Below are 18314 nucleotides of genomic sequence, written 5' to 3'. Positions count from 1 at the left end.
CACACTGCCGGTTATCCGGTTTGCCCGGTGATGGCGTCGCTGAGCGCGGTGGCCAGCGATCCGCCAGCGCGAGGTCTGAGCAACTCCGTCCGGTGCACCAGACGTGGAGCGACCAGCGGCACCTGGTCGATCCCGGCGCAGGACGGCACCGCCGACCGGGGCAGTACCGCGAGCCCGTGCCCGGCCGCGACCAGCGCGACCAGCGCGGCGATGTCGGTGCCGGCGTACCGGATCGAAGGTCGCGGGTTGTCCGAGCGGGCGACGGCGCTCAGGTCCGATAACGCGGCCGTCACGTCGGGTGCGTCGATCCACCGGGCATCCAGCAGATCGTCCAGCGTGAGCCCGGGACGCGGGCCGAGCGGATGGCCCTCCGGAAGCAGCACGACGAGCGGCTGCTCGGCGACCGCGACGCCGACAAGCGCGCCGGAGTCGAGCAGCCGTAACGGGTCGCTCGGCGCGACCACGCCGTCCACAAGGGCGATGGTGTACTCGCCGGTGGCGAAACCGGCAGCCACCGACTGCCGGTCTGCGACCCGTACGGTCACGTCGAGGCCGGGCCGGGTCCGGCGTACGGCGGTGAGTGCGGTCGCGACCCGGGCCGTCGCGGCCAGCGGGGTCATGCCGAGGCGCAGGGGCTCGGTCGGCTCCGCGGCCGCCTGCCGGACGTCGACCCGGGCCGCGTCCAGCCGCAGCAGGATCGGGCCGGCGTGCTCCAGCAGCCGCTCCCCCGCCTCGGTCGGCGCCACCGGACGGCGGTACAGCAGCATGGTGCCGAGATCGCCCTCCAGCGCGGCGATGTGCTGCGAGACCGCGGACTGGGTGTAACCGAGTCGCCGGGCGGCCGCCGAGAACGAGCGGCAGTCGGCCACCACGACGAAGGTACGCAGCAGGTGCGGGTCCACCGCATCAGTGTTGCTTATCAGACCAGTACTGATCATCGTTGGTGCTGCACGGGGTCGGCGGGCCAGGATGATGCCATGTCCGAGACCCGATCCGCCTTCACCGCCCGGGTCGCCGCCGTCGGTGACCGTTCTCCGCACGTCCGCGCCCATGCCCGCATGCCCGTGCTCCTCGACGCGCTGCGGCTGCGTGACCGGCTCGACCTGGACCTGTACTGGATCCCGACGCCCGAGGCGGCGGACGGCGGCACGCTGGCCGGCTTCGACGGGATCTGGCTCACTCCGGGCAGCCCGTACCGGAGTGAGGTGGGTGCGATCAGCGCCGTCCGCACCGCACGCGAGCAGGGCATACCGTTCCTCGGTACCTGTGGCGGCTTCCAGCATGCCCTGTTGGAGTACGCGCGTGACGTGTGCGGGCTGTCCGGGGCCGCGCACGGCGAGAACAACCCGGAGGCGACCGGGGAACTGCTGATCGAACCGCTGGCCTGTTCGCTCGCCGGGCACGAGGGGACGGTACGGATCGCCGCCGGCTCGCTGGCCGAACGGGTGCTCGGTGCCGGCCGGAGCGTCGAGCGTTACCAGTGCTCCTACGGGGTCAATCCCTCCTATCTGGACGTCCTCCGGGCGCACGGGCTGCATCTGACGGGCTTCGACGAGGCCGGAGACGTACGCGTCGCCGAGTTGCCGGGGCACCCGTTCTTCCTCTGTACCCTCTTCCAGCCCGAACTCGCCGGGGACGGCACGGTCGTGCACCCGATGATCCGCGCCTTCGCCACGGCCGCCGCCCTGCACGCCGGCAGTCCCGATCCGATACCCGCGACCTGACTGTCGCCGCCCGGTCCGCGCGCGCCCCTGACCCGCCCGACCGCCCGGTGGCCCGTCAGCTCGGAGCCGGGGAGAGTGGCCGGTTCAGCCCCACGTGGAGGTATCCGGCCCATCTGGTCGGAGTCGACGGGAACTCGTCGCGCAGCGCCCGTACCGTGTCGGTGAGCGCCCGGGCCGCGTCGGCCGTCGCCGGTGGCCTGGTGCCACCGCCGGTCAGGGTGCGGTAGAAGGCCTCGGCGACCCGGGCGCTGTCCGTGGTACGCCACATTGTGCCGACGACCCCGCGGAACCCGGCGAGCTGGAACGCCGACGCCAGGTGCAGCGGCTCGTCGGTGAAGGTCGGATGGGCCTCGGCGGTACTACACGCCGACAGGAAGGCCAGTTCCGGCCGGTCCAGCCGGTACGAGCGGACCAGGTGCGGACTGAGCGTCGCCGCACCGAGTCGCAGTCCACCGCCGAGCATCGCGTTGGCGCTGGTGTCGGCGACGCCGTGGCAGGCGAAGTGCGCGATCGGGTGGACCCGGAGCAGGTCCTCGACATCGCGCAGCGCCACCTCCGTCCCGCTGAGCAGGGCGGAGCCGGGAATCAGCCGGGCGACGTGCTCGACCTCGGCGCGTACCTCCGGCAACGCCGACGATCGCGGTGCGCCCGGTACGCCGACGACCACCGCCGTGGCGGCGGCCGGTGGCCGGGGCCGCCCGGTCGCCGCGTGGGCGAGCGCGTTGAGTGTCGGAGTGTACGACGACACGGTACGGTCGAGCACCGTACGCGACCGGTCCGCAGCCCGGTGGTGACCGGCCGCGTGCAGCGGAAGCCGGGCCAGCGAGCCGACCGGGCACCACCAGATCCTCGGCGGCGGACCCTCCGCCGGGGCGATCCGGTCGAGTACCGGCCCGGTGACGGCGTCCCACAGCCAGGCCAGCACGTCGAGCAGATCCTCCTGGGCGGCGACCCGCCGGTCGAAGGGTACCGCCGGCTCGGTGGCGTCGAGCACGGCCGCGTACATCCGGGTGACCTGGCGTTGGACGGCGGCCTCACGCAACTCGGGCAGCCGGACCAGCTCCACCGGCCGTCCCGGCTCCGCCGGGACCAGCAGGGCGTCGCCCCGGTCGCCGAAGGTGTTGACGACGACCACCGGCAGACCGCGGAGCCGTTCCCGGAGCACCGGCAGCGACGGTGGCCGCAGCAGGTCGGCGAAGCCCGGCAACGCGCGGATCCGGGCCACCAGCCGGTCCCGCTCGGCGGCGAGTTCGCGGGTCCGAGGCAGCCAACTGGTCCGGGGATCCCACTCCCGGGTGCTCTTGGCCAGCGACTCGCCGGACGCCGTGGTCCGCTCCACCTCGATGATGAACGTGCGGACGTGCGTGTACGCGTCCGCCTCGGCCAGTTCACGTTCGACCCTGGCCAGGTCCGCGGCGAGCAGCGGATCGACGGCAGCCAGCTCCGCTCCGCCGACGCGGATGTCCAGGGCCTCGTTGAAGAGCAGGCCGCGCCCCCGTTCCAGGAGTTCGACGGCGGCGTCGGGATCTCCCGCCGCGACCGCGACCGCGGCGGCCTCGGACGCCAGCCCGCCGAGCCGGGCGATGGCGTCCAGCCGGCGCCGGCCGGCGGTCGACCGACTGATCACCGAGGGGATCCGCTGGACGGCGCGTTCGAGCGCGGCCAGTCGGGCGGCCGGATCCGCCGCCTCGTCGGCGAGTTCGGCCTGGCGGCGTTCGGCGTCGATCCGGCGCTGCGGATCGGCCACCGGCGAGGCGGCGATCGCGGCGTAGGTGGCGATCGCCTCGGCGCGCGCCGCCGCCGCGTCGGGCCCGCCGAGGCCGGCCAGCTCGGCCGATGCCCGAGCCAGGATGAGGGCCCGGATCGGCCACCAGTGATGCCCGGCCGGAGTCTCGTCGAGCGCCTGCCGGGCCAGTGCCACGGCTCCGGCGAGCGCGTCCAGGTCACCGCCGAGCACGAACCGCTGGTACCGCATCTCCGCGATCGAACTGCGGATCCGCGGCTGGTCGGGATGGCCCGGCGGCAGCAGCGCGAACGCCTCCGCGAAGATCTGCTCCGCCGCCAGCAGCTCCACCGGGTCCTTACGCCGGAGGGCGTGCTGGGAGAGGCTGCTCGCCAGGTTGTAGGTGAAGCCGACCCGGCGGGAGTCGTCGGCGGGCAGGGCGGCGAGCGCACTCCGGTTTGCCTGTACCGCCTCGGCGAGCAGCGCGTCGTCCGGTGCCAGGGCGTCGCGATGCACCAGCATGCTGGCGAGGCTCATCAGCCGCACCGGGTACACCTCCTGGTCGGCCGAGGTGTGCGCGACCGCCTCCCGCTGGTGCCGCACCGCCTGATCCAGGGCGTCGCGGTCGCCGGCCAGCCGTCCGGCCCGGGCGTACGCGTCGGCGAGCACGCCGAGCTGGGTCGGTCGGGCCTCCGGGTGCGCGTCGGCCAGCTCCAGAGCGGCCCGGGCGGCGCTGACGGCCGCCTCGACCAGCGCGTCGGACCGCCTGTGCAGTCCCGCGTCACCGGCCGCCCCGGCCAGCAGGTTCAGGAGTTCCCGGCGCAGCGGGTGCTCCGGGCCGGCGGCGTCCAGGGCGATCTGGGCCCAGATCGCGGCCCGCTCGGCCCCGTCCAGTTCACCGCCGTGCTGCCAGCGGTCGTGTTCCGCCTGGCCGAGCAGGAGCAGGGCACGCGGCCGGGCCGGGTCGAAGGCGGGTACCGCGGCGCACAGCACCAGGGCCGAGTCGAGCCGCTCGGCCAGTACCTCCGGCGAGGTGTCGACGCCGACCCGGTCGGCCAGTTCCCCGGTACGCCGGAACAGCCGGTCCAGCAGCCCTGGCTGCTGGGCAGCGCCCAGCACGGTACGCACCGGTTCGAGGCCGACCGCATGGGCCAGCAGGTTGCCGACCTCGTTGAGCCGCTCCAGTCGGGACGGCAGCTCCGGATCCTCCGAAGCCGACGAGGTCACCGCGTCCCGCCAGGCCGCCGTCGCCTCGAGCAGGATCTCCACCGACGGCTGTTCCGGAAGCTCCGACAGCCGGCGCAGCGCGGCACCGAGCCGACCGACGAGGTCCAGCTCGGTCGGCCGCCGGTGCCAGCCGAGCTGCGCGGCCCGACGGTAGTCGCCGACCGCCATCTCCAGCGCCCTCGGGCCGGCGCCCTCGTCGAAGTACAACTCGAAGAGACGGCCCCGGAAGGTGAGCCGGGCCGGCCGGTGCGGGTCCCGGGCGGCGGTGACCGTCAGCGCCTTCGTGGCAGTGTCCAGCGCGTCGTCGTACCTGCGTCCGTCAAGGGCGTGCTCGGCGACCGCGAGCAGCGCGTCGGCGAGGTCGGTCAGCAGCGCGGCCTGGAGCAGGACGCCGGGCCAGCCACGCTGCCGGGCCGCATACGGGAGCCACTCCCGGTAGAGGCTGACCAGCATCCGCAGCGCCCGATCGTCGCCGGCCAGGTGCCGCTGCCGCAGGCGGTCGACCCGTTCGGCCTGCTGCCGGCTCAACAGGACGGCGGAGAGTTCGTCGACTCCGGACGGACCGGGCTCACGGCACTCGTCGCGCAGCGGCTCGGGCACCAGATCCGGTTCCCGGCGCTGGAGCCGGCGGAACAGCTCGACCGCCGCCTGGCGCTCCCGCAGCCCGTCCAGCCCGGGCAGCAGCAGATAACGGCGCCAGTGCAGCCGAGCCAGCACCCCCGCCACCTGCCAACCCGGGCCCCGGTCACCGACCTGTGGGCCGAGGCGCTGCGCCGCGTCGGCCAGCTCCGCGTCGAGCGGGATCGACGGATCGGCGCTGCGCTCGTACTCGTCGAGGGCGGCGGTGATCAGATCCAGGTCGCTTCTCGACATCGCTGCGTCCCATCGTGCGGCCGGGCTACCGAGGCTGCTCCGCGGTCGCCTTCCGGCACACAGTCTCGCCGACCGGGGTGGCGGGTGCGCGGCGACGCCACCCGGTGCCCGCGCCTCGCGACGATGCGGTGCGCCGGGCGTTACTGTGTCAGCGGAATCCGGCCGGCCGACGCACGGGGAGCGGACATGGAACTCGTCGCGCAGCGCATCGGTCGGCTCTGCGGCCAGGCCGGCGGCGGACAACTCCGGGAGTACGCCGAGCGGTTCGGCGCCGCCGACGTGCTGGGCCGGATCGCCGACGCGATCGGGCAGGGACGGCTGGACCGGCAACTCGAAGCCGACCTCGACCGGCTCGACGTCGTGTTCGCCCGGCACGGCATCGACGGGCTGACCACCGGCAGCCGGGGCTTCGAGACCTGGCGGGGCGGCGGTGGGCATCCCACGGTCACCGGCTGGACCTGCCCGAACCGGCAGGCGTGTGCCCGGGCGGAGCGGGCCGGTGACGGTGACCGGCCGACCTGCGCCCTGACCGGGCTGCCGTTCGTCGAGACCCGGATCACGCTGTGACCGCCTTCCTCGCCGAGCTCGGCAAGCAGTTGGTGACCCGGTGGACCGCCACCCTGATGGTGCCGGGGGCGCTCTTCGCCGGGGCGGTGGTGCTGGCGCAGGTGCTCGGGCACCGCCATGCGGTCGACCGTCGGGTGCTCGGCACCTGGCTGGACACGGTCGGCGCCACCCCGGCCAGCGGGCGCAACGCGGCCCTGCTGATCGCCGCGGCCGGGTTCCTGCTCGGCGCCGCCGCGGCCGGGCTGCTGGCCGGCGCGGTGGGCCTGCTCGTCGAGTGGACCTGGGGGCTGACCGGCTCGGCGCCGGTGCTGCGCTGGCTCGCCGGGTCCCGGCAGCGGCGGTGGGCCACGGCGGACGCCGAGGTGGCGGAGGCGGAACGCGCGCTGCTGGCCGATCCGGCCGATCCGGCGGCCCGGGCCCGGGCCCGGCGGGCGATCGCCCGGCGGGACGCCATCGGCCTGGTAGCGGCGGAGCGGCCGACCTGGATCGGCGACCGGCTGCACGCGGCCGACGTCCGGGTGCACCGCAGCTACGCGATCGACCTGGCAGCGGTGTGGCCGCGACTCTGGCTGGTACTGCCCGAGCCGGTACGCGGCGAGTTGACGGCGGTGCAGGACCGCTGCGCCTCGGCGGCCCGGCTCGCCGGCTGGGGTGTGCTGTACGTCCTGCTCGGCGCGCTCTGGTGGCCGGCCCTGTTCGTCGGGGCGGTGGCCCTGCTCACCGCCCGGTATCGTGCCCGGCTCGCCGTCGGCGTCTACACCGACCTGGTCGAGGCCGCGGTGGACCTCTACGGTCGCAAGCTCGCCACCCACCTGGGACTGTCCGGCCAGGGCCGGCTCACCGCCGAGACCGGGGCGGAGATCAGCGCGATCGTCCGCAAGGACGACGTGGTACGCCAACTCCGCCCGGTCGCACCGGCCGGCGCTCCTCCCCCGCTGCCGCTGCTGCACGGCTGACGGCGTGCCGGCCGCACGCTACTCACGTGCTCCGGCGCCCCTACGGTTGCCGACGGCGCGGCCGAGGCGCCGCGACGGTCAGGGCCGCCAGGACGGGTTGTGCAGGATGGCCAGGTTCTGCCGGGCGGTGACCGCCAGCGCGTGATCGGCGCCGGCCAGCGCGTCGAGCACCGCCCAGTACGCGGTGATCGCCCGTTCCCGCTGGCCGGCGAGGGCGAGGGCGGCGGCCAGGTTGTTGCGCCGGCCGATCGTCTCCAGGTCGGCCGGCCCGCGCCGCCGCTCGGTGTGCCGGACGTTCTGCCCGTGCAGGTCGATGGCGAGGGCGTACTGGCCGGCCTGCTGGTAGCCGACCGCCAGGTTGTTCCGGAACACCAGGGTGAGTTCGCCGTCGACGCCGTGCAGGTGCTCGGTCACCGCCACCAGTTCGCGCAGCACGTCCAACCCGTCGTCCAGCTCGCCGGCCGCGAGGTACGTCTGGCCGAGCGCGTTGCGGACCTTCAACGTGTCGTCGTCGGTCGGGCCGAGCGCCCGGGCGGCCTCGGCCGCCAGCGGCCCGAGCACGGCGACGGCCTCGGTGAACGCCCCGCCGAGCCGGTGGTTCTCGGCCACGGCCAGCCGGTAGGCCAGGGTGCTGCGGTCGGCGAGCGGCTCCCGGCCGAGGCTGGCCGCCCGCCAGACGTCCAGGGCCATCCGCACCGTACCGAGCTGGCCGTCGACCTGGCGCGGGGCGGGCGGTGGCGTCGCCGGCAACGGGGCGTCCGGCCCGGCCTCCCGGGTCACCCACCCGGCGAGGGTCGCCCGCAGGTCAGCCTGGCGGACGCCGTTGACGTGCAGCCGGGCCCGCCCCCGGTCGGTCTCCAGGTGCAGCGTGGCGCCGTCGCCGTCCACCTCGGACAGCGACGTCGCCAGCACGAAGGTCACGATGTCCGGTGACCGTACGTCGAGTCCGCGCAGGTCGGGCCAGCGGAACTCAAGGAAGCGGCGGAACCGCCCGCGTAGCACGATGCCGGGACGGTCGAGGACGACGGTGAGCTGCCTGGTCTGGTCGGTCCGGTCGGGATGCCCGCCGAGATAGGTCACCCTGGGCAACGTCAGCGCCGGCATCCCGACATCCTCTCACCCCGACGCCGCCCACCGACCGGGCTGGACGACGCCGGCCGCCCCGCCGCCGCGCCGTACCGGTTCCGCCGACGCCAGCAGACCGCGTCGACCGGTGAACTCGATCGCGGTGGCCGCACCCAGCTCGGCGGTGGCGGCGAACGCCGGATGGCCGAGCGCGCCGAAGGCACCGCCGTACGCGGTGACAAAGGCCGGCTCCGCCTGCGGTGCGGCACTGTTGCGCTGCGAGGCCCGGGGTGCCGCCAACGCCTGTGGCAGGGACATCCCGAGGTCGATCCGGTTGACCAGGATTTGCAGCACGGTGGTGATGATGGTGGCGCCGCCGGGGGTGCCGAGCGCCAGGAACGGGCGGCCGTCGTCGTCGAGCACGATGGTCGGCGACATCGAGCTGCGGGGGCGCTTCCCCGGCGCGGGCAGGTTCGGGTCCGGTGCCGCACCCGGGGTCTGGGCGAACGTGAAGTCGGTCAGCTCGTTGTTGAGCAGGAATCCCCGCCCGGGCACCACCATCGCGTTCCCGCCGGTCTGCTCGATCGTCAGGGTGTACTCGACGACGTTGCCCCAGCGGTCGGCCACCGTCAGGTTCCTGGTGCTCTGCCCGGGGTTGGCCTCGATGCCGGCCGTCACGGTCGCGCAGTCGCCGTACCGGCCGTCGGGGTCGCCGGGCGGTACCGGCTTCGGTGCGGCCCGGGCGGGGTCGAGCCGGCAGGCGCGCTCGGCCGCGTACCGGTCGTCGAGCAGTTCGCCGAGGATCCGCCGGGAGGTGCCGTCCCCGACGTACCGGTTGCGGTCGGCGAAGGCCAGGGCGCTCGCCTCCAGGTAGTGGTGCAGCGCCTCGGTGACGGTCAGCTTCGACAGGTCGAACCGCTCCAGGACGTTCAGCGCCTCGCCGACCGCGACACCGCCGCTGGACGGCGTCGACATGCCGTACACCTGGTGGCCCCGGTAGTCCGACCGGGTCGGCGCGGGGAACCGCAGCTCGTAGCGGGCGAGGTCGGCCCGGGTCATCCCGCCGGCGTGCTTGCCCGCACCACCCGTAGGGCATCCTAGGACGATAGGTTGGTCGACATGGACCTCAGGTTGGTCAACATCGGTAGGCTTGCCTCGCACCCCTGCGCTTCGACCATCTTGGACCAGGGAGGTATCGCAGTGCGCCGCACGACACGATTGTCGGCACTCGCCGTTGTCATCCTGACCGCCGTCACCCAACTCGTGGCAGTACAGCCGGCGCAGGCCGCGCCCGCACCGTTGGGCAAGCAGAACTGGGTGGTGAGTACGGCCGGCTTCCGTACGGACGCCTACCGCAACTACGTACGCCTCGGCTATCTGGTCTTCGGCACCACGGGCAGCACTGTGGAGCACAACTTCTGGACCTGGAACCAGGCCGACCACCCGCTGCCGATCCGCAGCGGCGACGTCTACTACTGCGGTGACTGGGTGCCCGGTCGCAACCCGCGCAACAACTGCCACATCAAGACGGCACCGGGCTTCACCGGGGAGCCGAACGGCCGGTTCACCGGCACCTACCAGTACGACCAGCCGGCCGGAGAGGTGACCATCACCTGGACCAGCAGCACGGTCGACGGCACCACCAACGCGGTCAACCTGGTCGAGACGTGGACGGTGTCGAGCCCACGCAGCACCCTCGGCCGGATGCAGTTGGCGAGCGACAACTACTCGCTGACCAGCGGCATCGGGTACGGCAGCAACGCCGGCCTGAACCAGGAGACCAAGGCGTCGATGGCCAGCGTGCGGACCAGGTCCGAGACGTTCCTGCTGGAGGGGCAGGCCTGGAACGGAAACAGCATCGTCAACTACACCCGGGGCAGCGCGGGTGGGCTGACCATGAACACCTGGCAGTTGTGCGACGACGGCTCGTGCCTGGGTTCCGTGCAGGACAACGCCGGCTGTTCCCCGGCCTCGTGCTGTGCCGCGGGCCCGGGGTACCAGGCCTGCGTCGACCAGCTGGCGGCGCAGAACCGGCGCTTCTACTACCTGAGCAACGCGTTCGGCGGACGCCGGAACACGTACGAGTTCTGGTGCGAGTGCCTGTCGTACAAGTCGTGCTACGAGTACAACAGCCACGTCCGGCCGCTGTTGCAGGTCATCGATGACTCCGGCGCCTTCCGAGGCTGGGTCGGCACGGAGGTGAGCCCGGACCGCACGGCGCCGCGCGACGCGCGCGGTGAGTTCTACGCCGCCTTCGCCCTGGTCGACTGAGCGGCGGCAGCAGGTAACCGAAGACGATCGCGGGGTGGGCCGGCGACAGGGACCGCCCGCCCCGCTCCCCGCTCCGGGTCAGGGCGTACGCGAAAGCGGGCCGGCGGCCGGTCGAGCGAGTCGCCGGGTGGCCAGCTCGGCGAGGAGCGCGGCGCCGTCGGCCAGCACGCTGTCGTCGTAGACGGCACGGGGCGAGTGGTTGCCGGGCGCCGTCTCCGGGTCGTCGGTGGCGCAGGCACCGAGGAAGACGAAGGCTCCGGGCACCCGGCCGAGCACCCGGGAGAAGTCCTCCGAGCCGGTCATCGGGTGGCGCATGTCGACGAACCGCTCCGCGCCGAACAGCTCCCGGACGGTCGACGCGGCGAACTCGTGCTCGTCGGGGTCGTTGGCCGTGACCGGATACTCCGGTTCGTACCGCACCTCGGCGCGCAGGCCATGTGCCGCCGCGATCTGCTCGCATAGCTGGACGGCGTGCCGGCCCAGCTCAGCGTGCACCGCGGGGTCGAAAGCCCGCACCGTCGCCTCGAAACTCGCCTCGTCCGGGATGACGTTGCGCCGGGTTCCGGCGTGGAAGGTGCCGACGGTGAGCACCACCGGTTCGAACGCGTCGAACCGGCGGGTGACCATCGTCTGTAGCGCGGTGACCATCTCGCAGGCCACCGGCACCGGGTCCAGGGTCACGTGCGGCCGGGAACCGTGCCCGCCCGCCCCGACGACGGTGACGAAAAGACCTGCCGAGCCGGCCATCAGCGGGCCGGGGCGGGAGGAGAAGACCCCCCGGTCCAGGATGGACGAGAGCACGTGCAGCCCGTACGCGGCCTCGACCGGGCGGCCGGCGGCGGTCAGCACCCCCTCGTCGATCATGTGTCCGGCGCCGTTGTAACCCTCCTCGCCGGGCTGGAACATGAACACCACGTCGCCGGCGAGCTCGTCGCGGCGGGCGGCGAGCAGCCGGGCGGCCCCGACCAGCCCGGCGGTGTGCAGGTCGTGCCCGCAGGCGTGCATCACCCCGTCGTGCCGGGAACGGTAGTCGACGCCGCTGCTCTCGGTGATCGGCAGCGCGTCCATGTCGCCCCGAAGCAGCACCGCCGGTCCGGGCGCACCGCCGCGCAGCACGGCGGTGACCGAGGAGAGTCCGGTTCCGGTGCTGATCTCCAACGGCAGGGGTGCGAGCGCGGCCAGCACCCGTTCCTGGGTACGCGGCAGGTGCAGGCCCTCCTCCGGGATCTGGTGCAGTTCCCGGCGCAGCCCGGCCAGCTCGTCCTGGATCTCCGCCGCATCCTCGCGCAGGCTCATCCGTCTCTCCCCGCCCTGGTCGTACCGCCGTGGCCGCTGCCGCCGAGGTCTCGGACGCCTCCGTCGTGGCTGGTCCGCGCCCCGACCTCGGGGATATCGAGATCCTACGGAGCCGGCCCGGGCGATCAAGTCTCATGATCATGCGCGGGCGCCGGACGTGACGAACGGCACCCGTCCCTGGTGGCCCTGGGTTTCCCGGTGGCGGCCTCGGCCGGAGCGGAACGGGCTGGTCGACCTGACGGGCGGGTGACCGGCAGCCGTCCGCCGGTCGGAGCCCGGATGGCCGGTGGTCGTCCACCGGCGGCTCGGCTGGCGTGACCCGCGACCGGTCGTTATGGTGCCGTCGGCGCGGCTACCCAGCGCTCCCCCATGTCTAGGAAAGGCGCGGCATGACCCCTCCTCCCGGCCCTTCGCGACGCCAGGTGCTCGCCGTCGCCGCGGCCGCCGCGGCGGCACCGCTCGTCGGGGCCGCACCGGCGCAGGCCCATCGGCAGACCAGGCCGAAGACCTACGACCTGACCGTACTCGGCACCTCGGACACCCACGGCAACGTCTACAACTGGGACTACTACCGGGACGCCGAATACGACGACAGCGCGCACAACGACGTCGGCGTGGCGAAGCTGGCGAGCCTGGTCAAGCAGATCCGGGCCGAGCGGCGCGGCAGGGCGACGCTGGTGCTCGACGCCGGTGACACCATCCAGGGCACGTCGTTGGCGACGTACTACGCCAAGCAGGAACCGATCACCGAAACCGGTGAGACGCACCCGATGGCCCGGGCGATGAACATCCTCGACTACGACGCGGTGACGCTCGGCAACCACGAGTTCAACTACGGGCTGCCGCTGCTGGATAAGTGGATCAAGCAGCTCGGCTTCCCGGCCCTGGCCGCCAACGCCGTCAACGAGCGCACCGGCAAGCCGGCGTTCACCCCGTACCTCATCAAGAAGGTGTCGCTCGGGCCCGGGGCACCGACGCTGCGGGTCGGCATCCTCGGCCTGACCAACCCCGGCACCGCGATCTGGGACCGGGGGCACGTCGAGGGCAGGCTCCGCTTCGAGGACATGGTCGCGACCGCCGCGAAGTGGGTACCGGTGATGCGCCAGCGCGGCGCCGACGTCGTGCTGATCTCCGCGCACGGCGGCGACAGCGGTACGTCGAGCTACGGACCCGAGCTGCCGAACGAGAACCCGTGCGCGATGCTCGCCGAGCAGGTGCCCGGGATCGACGCCATCCTGTTCGGGCACGCCCACGCCGAGGTGGTCGAGCGGTTCGTCACCAACACCCGGACCGGCGAGCGGGTACTGATGTCGGAGCCGTCGAAGTGGGGCCAGCGGCTGACCCGGATGGACTTCACCCTGGAGCGGGACCGCAACCGCTGGCGGATCACCGGCAAGCGGGCCACGATGCTGAACAGCAACACCGTGCCGGAGGACCCGAAGGTGCTCGCGGCGGTACGCCGGCAACACGGAAAGACGGTCGCGTACGTCAACCAGGTGGTCGCCACCTCGGCGGTCGAACTGTCGGCGGCGGAGTCCCGCTACCAGGACACCCCGATCCTCGACTACATCAACAAGGTGCAGACCGACACCGTCACCGCCGCGCTGGCCGGCGGCCAGTACGCCGACCTGCCGGTGCTGTCGATCGCCGCACCGTTCAGCCGGACAGCGGTCTTCCCGGCCGGGGACGTACGCATCAAGGACGTGGCCGGGCTCTACATCTACGACAACACTCTGGAGGCCGTACTGGTCAGCGGCGCCGAGCTGCGCGCCTACCTGGAGTACTCGGCGAAGTACTTCCGCACCCTCTCCCCGGGCGCGCCGGTCGACCCGGCGCAGCTCACCGACCCGAGCGTGCCGGACTACAACTACGACACCATCTCCGGAGTCGACTACGACATCGACATCAGCAGGCCGGTGGGCCAGCGGATCACCAGGCTGACCCACCCGGGCGGCGGGGCGGCGGTCACCGACACCGACCAGTTCGTGATCGCGGTGAACAACTACCGGCGCAGCGGCGGCGGCAACTTCCCCGGCATCGTGAAGCCGCAGATCTACAACGAGCAGCAGGAGATCCGCCAACTGCTGATCGACTGGGCACAGGCCAAGGGCAGCATCGACCCGGCCGACTTCTTCCAGCCGAACTGGCGGCTGGTCCGCGAGGGCGTACCGGTCTTCTGAGCAGGGCCGTCCGGTGGTCCGGGACGGCTCGGCGGCCCTGCCGGGGCATGGCCGGTCGGCCGGTGACGGCGGCGGGTGTTCGGGCAGGCACCCGGCTGGGAGATCCCGGCCGGGCGCCTCGCATTCCGGCGTGCCCGACCGCCGGGCCCGACCGGGCAGGTCGGGTGCGAGCCGGAGGGTGTTTAGCGGCTCGCGCGGAGGGGAGACAGCGTCTCCGGACGGGGGACCCACCCGCCGGACGATCCGCCGTTGCGGCGGTACCGGTCCGCCGGGGTGGTACCGGACGAGGAGGAGTCGAGGTGGCCGACGCACGACGAGCAGGCCCGATCCGATCCACCGTCACCCAAGGGAGACGGCCGGCGGACGGTCGAGGCGGCAGCAAGCGCACCCCCACCAGGCCGGCCGCGGCCCGCAAGGCCACCGGCGCGAAGAAGGCCCCGGTGAAGAGCAGCGCGAGGGCGAAGAAGGTCGCCACCGCCACCCGACGGGCCACCGGGGCGACCGCCGCGAAGACCCCGGAGAAGCGGGCGGTCTCTGCGGCGAAGGCGGCGAAGAAGGCCGCTCCGGCCAAGCGGACCGCGCCGTCGAAGCGGGTACCGGCGAAGAGTGCCGCCGCGAAGACGACGACCGCGAAGCCGGCGAAGAGAGCCGCCGCGAAGAAGGCCACGGCCCGGAAAGCCGCCCCGCGGAAGGCCACCGCGAAGAAGGCCGCCGCGAAGCGGGCCACGGCGGCGAGCGCCCGCAGGAGTACGGCGAAGACGACGGCGGCCCGGAGGGCGACCGGGTCGCGATAGCCGTCCGCCGGGGCGCCCGGTAGCCAGAGCTGGCCCGGCTCGACCGGGCGGTGCTGGTGGCCACCGCCGGGACGCGCAGGACCAGGCCAACGCCGGCACTCCGGTCGCCAGGGACCAGCTCGCCCCCGGCGACCTCGTCTTCTTCGCCCGCACCAACGGCACCGGACGGGTGCACCACGTCGGCATGTACGCCGGTGACGGCTACCGGGTCGACGCGCGCCGACCAACACCGACACCGAGAAGAGCGGCGTCGAGTACGTCAAGCTCGACGAGCACCGGTACGCCCACGAGTACGCCGGAGCGCGCAGGTACCTGTAGCCAGGTCCGGCCGGGCGCCTCGGCGAGGCCGGCTCAGTACCGGGTGCTGTCCTGGACCAGCGGCGGATAGCCGGCCGAGGAGACGCCGTCGACGGTGGCGCCGCCGAACTGCAACATCGCACCGGTCTGCCGGTTGAGGTCGTACGGGTAGTTCAGCTTCGGCACCGACGCCTCGTCGAGTACGGCGATCTGCTGCTCGCTGAGCCGGACGTCCAGTGCGGCCAGGTTCGCCTCCAGGTGTGCGACGCGGCGCGGCCCGAGGATCGGTGCGGTGACCGTGGGGCGGGCGCGCAGCCAGGCGAGGGCCACCGCGGCCTCGCTCGCCTCGATCTCGGCGGCGACGGCGGTCAGCGCGTCGATGACGACGTACTGGGCCTCGGTGGGGCCGCCGGTGATCTGGCCACGCCGGGTGTCGGCGACCTCGGCGACGCCGCGACGGTACTTGCCGGAGAGGAATCCGCCGGCCAGCGGGCTCCACGGGGTCAGCCCCATCCCGGTGTCCCGGGCCAGCGGGACCAGTTCCCCCTCGACGGTACGGGCGAGCAGCGAGTACTCGACCTGGAGGGCGATGACCGGTGTCCAGGACCGCAGCAGTGCCATGGTGTGCGCCTGCGCGGTGTACCAGCCGGGGGTGTTGGAGAAGCCGACATAGCGGATCTTGCCGGCGGTGACCAGCGTGTCGAGGGTCCGCATGGTCTCCTCGACCGGGGTGTGCGCGTCCCAGTTGTGCAGCCAGTACAGGTCGAGGTAGTCGGTCTTCATCCGCCGCAGCGTCTGCTCGAGCTGGGCGACGATCGCCTTCCGGCCGGCGCCGCCGCCGTTCGGGTCGCCCGGGTACATGTTGCCGAAGAACTTGCTGGCCAGTACGACCCGGTCACGCAGGCCCGGGCGGGCCGCGAAGAAGTCACCGAGGATCGCCTCGGAATGGCCGTTGGTGTAGAAGTTGGCGGTGTCGACGAAGTTGCCGCCGCGATCGAGGTACGTCTGCAGGATCCTCTCGGACTCCTCGACCGAGCAGCCCCAGCCGCCTTCCTCGCCGAAGTTCATCGCGCCGAGGGCGAAGGGGCTGACCCGCAGCCCGGAGCGGCCGAGGGTGAGGTAGGAATCGAGCGACATGTGTGGCTCCCCAAGGTTCTGGCGCAGAAGTGGACCACTCCACTACAGCAGCCCGACCCGCCGCACCGATTTAACGATCCTCGCTACCTCTTGCACGATCCTGCTTGTTGCTGCTGAATCGAGTTAGTGATCACCACTGGCACGGCCGAGGGCGGTGCCGAGGCGGTCGAGGTGCTGGGCGACCGGGCCGGCGGTGAGCATGCCGCTGCCGGCTCCGGCCAGCTCGTGCACCGCCGGTGCGAGTGCGGCGTGGGCGCGCTCCAGCATCGCCCGGTCCTCCAGCATGATCGCCGCCTGGCCGGTAAGGCACCAGAGCGCCTCTAAAAGCAGGTCGTGCGGCGGCTCCGGGGTCCGGCGCAGCGCCACCGCGGCATCGCCCGGGCGGTCCTGAGCGAGCAGGACGAGTGGTCGGGCCCAGGGCGCGTACGGGCCCCAGTCGGTGTGCTGGTCGGCGGAGGCGGGTTGACCGTGCCAGACCCGCAGGCAGAGCAGGGCCAGCGGCAGCAGTCCCCGCTCGACCCCGGGCATGCCGGCGCCGGCGAGCTGTGCCGCCGCGGCCCGGTAGCCGGCCTCGGCCTCCGGCGCGGGCGCCCCGGTCGCGGCCAGCCGCATCGCCCGGTACCACCCGGTGAAGACGGCCGCCAGCGGCCGTTCGTGCCGTTCGGCGACCCGGTCCGCCTCGGCCGCGTGCGCGTCCGCGGCGGCGAAGTCCCCGAGCGCGCCGCGGGCCTGGAGCCGGATCAGGTGGCCGAGCACCTCGAAGGTCGGCAGGTCGTTGCGGGTGGCGAGCGCGACGAGTTCCGCGCCGACCTGGTCGCGCTGCGGGGCGAGCCCCGCGCGCCGGAAGCTCTGCATGAACACGCCGTTGAGCGCGAAGGCCAGCAGGGCCGGATCGCCCAGCTGGCGGGCGATCCGCTCCGCCTCCCGGGCCGCCTCGGGCCCGCGTGCCGCCCGGGTGCCCCGGGACTCCACGGCGATCGTGGCGAGCAGGCGGGCTCGGGTGGCGGCGGACGCGCCGGGGTGCAGGGCGGCCAGGGCCCGTTCGGCCGCCGCCACGATCCGGCCCGCCTGTTCCGGGTCGTCGGAACGCGTCCAGATCGCTGGTACGTCGTAGCCGCCGATCACCCGCGCGGTGAGTTCCGGGTCACCGAGTTGCTCGGCGGCGGCGATGGCCGCGAACCGCTGTTCCCGGGCGGCTTCGAGTCCGCCCGCGCCGGCCACCGCGAGACTTCGCAGCAGGCCGACCGTGGACTCCAGCCTGACCCGGGCGCTGGACGCCACCGTCCGGTCGTAGGCCGCCGTGGCCTCCGCCCAGACCCGGTCGGCCGCCCACGGCGCGGGGCCGGCGTCCGGGTCGGTCTGCCGGAGGATGTCGGTCTCCAGCCGGCGCAGCCGCGGACCCGGGTCGACACCGAGCTGATCGAGGAGGAGACCGCGGGCCCGGCGCAGCACGGCCAGCGCGTCCCCCTGCCGGTCCGTGCGGTAGAGGGCGAGGGCCAGCAGCCGCCACGCCTCCTCCCGCCAGGGATGCTCGGCCACATGGGCGTCGAGGTCCGCCACGACCTCGGCCGCCCGGCCGAGCGCCAGCAGCGCCTCGGCCCGGGACTCGACCGCGTGCAGCCGTAGCTCTTCGAGCCGGCTGCGCTCCGGGCGGGCCCACGACTCGTCGTCGAACCCGGCGTACGCCGGCCCTCGCCACCAGCCGAGGGCCTGGTCGAGGCGATCGAGGGCCGGTTGGGGTGGTCCGGCAGGGCCGGCGGCGACCGCCTCCTCGAACCGCCAGGCGTCGACCGTGTCCGGCGCGGCCCGGAGGGCGTACCCCGGTCCCTCGGTGACCAGCAGCCGGGCCGGCTCGCGCGGTGGCCGGTGCGGCTCCAGCGCGCGCCGCAGCGCCGACACGAACGTCCGGACCGCGCTCACCGCACCCGTCGGAGGCTCCTGCCACAGATCGTCGACGAGCCGGTCGACCGGGACGACCCGACCGCGCGCGACGACGAGCCGGGCCAGCACGGCGCGGTGTCTCGGCCCTTTCACGTCGATCGGCGCGCCGGAGGCGTCCCAGACGACGACCGGCCCGAGCACCCCGAAGCTGACCTGCACCGATCCACCCTTCCGCACCGAGGCGACCAACGTATCGCGCTCATCGGTTGCTCATCGGCGATCGGCACGCTGGACGGGCCCAGCCGGGCAGGACCGACCAGGAG

General features: G+C 73.5%; 12 protein-coding genes and 2 pseudogenes. 7 read left to right on the top strand and 7 right to left on the bottom strand.

What is annotated here, in order from left to right:
* Window positions 1–11: 11 nt before the first annotated feature.
* The gene (locus ACSMXO_RS20460) at window positions 12–902 is read right to left on the bottom strand and encodes a LysR family transcriptional regulator (protein WP_455418974.1); all 891 of its coding nucleotides are present in this window, start codon (window positions 900–902) and stop codon (window positions 12–14) included.
* 75 nt (window positions 903–977) lie between these two features.
* Between ACSMXO_RS20460 and ACSMXO_RS20455 the strand changes: the two genes are divergently transcribed.
* Window positions 978–1724 carry a CTP synthase C-terminal region-related (seleno)protein gene (locus ACSMXO_RS20455; RefSeq protein WP_346262687.1) on the top strand — a complete coding sequence of 249 codons (747 nt, stop codon included), beginning with the start codon at window positions 978–980 and terminating at the stop codon, window positions 1722–1724.
* 55 nt (window positions 1725–1779) lie between these two features.
* Here the strand turns inward: ACSMXO_RS20455 and ACSMXO_RS20450 are convergent, their stop codons facing one another.
* Window positions 1780–5547 carry a CHAT domain-containing protein gene (locus ACSMXO_RS20450; RefSeq protein WP_455418973.1) on the bottom strand — a complete coding sequence of 1256 codons (3768 nt, stop codon included), beginning with the start codon at window positions 5545–5547 and terminating at the stop codon, window positions 1780–1782.
* 186 nt (window positions 5548–5733) lie between these two features.
* Between ACSMXO_RS20450 and ACSMXO_RS20445 the strand changes: the two genes are divergently transcribed.
* Both ACSMXO_RS20445 and ACSMXO_RS20440 read left to right on the top strand, forming a co-directional pair.
* The gene (locus ACSMXO_RS20445) at window positions 5734–6114 is read left to right on the top strand and encodes a hypothetical protein (protein WP_346262685.1); all 381 of its coding nucleotides are present in this window, start codon (window positions 5734–5736) and stop codon (window positions 6112–6114) included.
* Window positions 6111–7070 carry a hypothetical protein gene (locus tag ACSMXO_RS20440; RefSeq protein ID WP_346262684.1) on the top strand — a complete coding sequence of 320 codons (960 nt, stop codon included), beginning with the start codon at window positions 6111–6113 and terminating at the stop codon, window positions 7068–7070. Before ACSMXO_RS20445 ends, ACSMXO_RS20440 begins: the two co-directional genes overlap by 4 nt.
* A gap of 78 nt (window positions 7071–7148) precedes the next feature.
* On the opposite strand, the gene ACSMXO_RS20435 is transcribed toward ACSMXO_RS20440, so the two are convergent.
* Window positions 7149–8174: a tetratricopeptide repeat protein gene (locus tag ACSMXO_RS20435; protein WP_455418972.1), complete on the bottom strand. Its 1026-nt coding sequence runs from the start codon at window positions 8172–8174 to the stop codon at window positions 7149–7151.
* A 12-nt stretch (window positions 8175–8186) separates the two neighbouring features.
* Window positions 8187–9200: pseudogene (locus tag ACSMXO_RS20430) on the bottom strand (gamma-glutamyltransferase); the annotation flags it as partial.
* Between the two features lie 135 nt (window positions 9201–9335).
* Here ACSMXO_RS20430 and ACSMXO_RS20425 point away from each other — a divergent pair.
* Window positions 9336–10406 (top strand): hypothetical protein, encoded by a 1071-nt coding sequence (locus ACSMXO_RS20425; RefSeq protein ID WP_455418971.1) that lies wholly within the window; start codon window positions 9336–9338, stop codon window positions 10404–10406.
* A gap of 78 nt (window positions 10407–10484) precedes the next feature.
* Here ACSMXO_RS20425 and ACSMXO_RS20420 read toward each other — a convergent pair whose 3' ends face one another.
* Complete coding sequence (locus ACSMXO_RS20420) at window positions 10485–11702, bottom strand: M20 metallopeptidase family protein (RefSeq protein ID WP_346262680.1); 1218 nt, start codon at window positions 11700–11702, stop codon at window positions 10485–10487.
* 389 nt (window positions 11703–12091) lie between these two features.
* On the opposite strand from ACSMXO_RS20420, the gene ACSMXO_RS20415 reads away from it, so the two are divergent.
* The 3 genes and pseudogenes from ACSMXO_RS20415 to ACSMXO_RS20405 form a co-directional block, all read left to right on the top strand.
* Window positions 12092–13882, top strand: coding sequence for a bifunctional metallophosphatase/5'-nucleotidase (locus tag ACSMXO_RS20415; protein ID WP_455418970.1), 1791 nt, complete (start codon window positions 12092–12094; stop codon window positions 13880–13882).
* Window positions 13883–14322: 440 nt separating this feature from the next.
* Window positions 14323–14676, top strand: a complete 354-nt coding sequence (locus ACSMXO_RS20410) for a hypothetical protein (RefSeq protein ID WP_455419466.1) — start codon at window positions 14323–14325, stop codon at window positions 14674–14676.
* 79 nt (window positions 14677–14755) lie between these two features.
* A pseudogene (locus ACSMXO_RS20405) lies at window positions 14756–15064 on the top strand (NlpC/P60 family protein); the annotation flags it as partial.
* Here the strand turns inward: ACSMXO_RS20405 and ACSMXO_RS20400 are convergent.
* Window positions 15028–16110 carry an aldo/keto reductase gene (locus tag ACSMXO_RS20400; RefSeq protein WP_455418969.1) on the bottom strand — a complete coding sequence of 361 codons (1083 nt, stop codon included), beginning with the start codon at window positions 16108–16110 and terminating at the stop codon, window positions 15028–15030. The pseudogene ACSMXO_RS20405 and the gene ACSMXO_RS20400 sit on opposite strands and share 37 nt — an antisense overlap.
* Before the next feature lie 123 nt (window positions 16111–16233).
* The gene (locus ACSMXO_RS20395; RefSeq protein ID WP_455418968.1) at window positions 16234–18210 is read right to left on the bottom strand and encodes a BTAD domain-containing putative transcriptional regulator; all 1977 of its coding nucleotides are present in this window, start codon (window positions 18208–18210) and stop codon (window positions 16234–16236) included.
* Window positions 18211–18314 lie beyond the last annotated feature (104 nt).

It is taken from the genome of Plantactinospora sp. DSM 117369 (genome assembly GCF_053764795.1).
The sequence above is the reverse complement of the archived record's forward strand: the minus strand, read 5'-3'. Positions and strand labels throughout refer to the sequence as shown.

Bases quoted from the DNA above. Each gene is read 5' to 3' on its own strand.
- ACSMXO_RS20455 (WP_346262687.1), top strand. From the start codon at position 978: ATGTCCGAGACCCGATCCGCCTTCACCGCCCGGGTCGCCGCCGTCGGT.
- ACSMXO_RS20450 (WP_455418973.1), bottom strand. From the start codon at position 5,547: ATGTCGAGAAGCGACCTGGATCTGATCACCGCCGCCCTCGACGAGTAC.
- ACSMXO_RS20445 (WP_346262685.1), top strand. From the start codon at position 5,734: ATGGAACTCGTCGCGCAGCGCATCGGTCGGCTCTGCGGCCAGGCCGGC.
- ACSMXO_RS20435 (WP_455418972.1), bottom strand. From the start codon at position 8,174: ATGCCGGCGCTGACGTTGCCCAGGGTGACCTATCTCGGCGGGCATCCC.
- ACSMXO_RS20420 (WP_346262680.1), bottom strand. From the start codon at position 11,702: ATGAGCCTGCGCGAGGATGCGGCGGAGATCCAGGACGAGCTGGCCGGG.
- ACSMXO_RS20415 (WP_455418970.1), top strand. From the start codon at position 12,092: ATGACCCCTCCTCCCGGCCCTTCGCGACGCCAGGTGCTCGCCGTCGCC.
- ACSMXO_RS20400 (WP_455418969.1), bottom strand. From the start codon at position 16,110: ATGTCGCTCGATTCCTACCTCACCCTCGGCCGCTCCGGGCTGCGGGTC.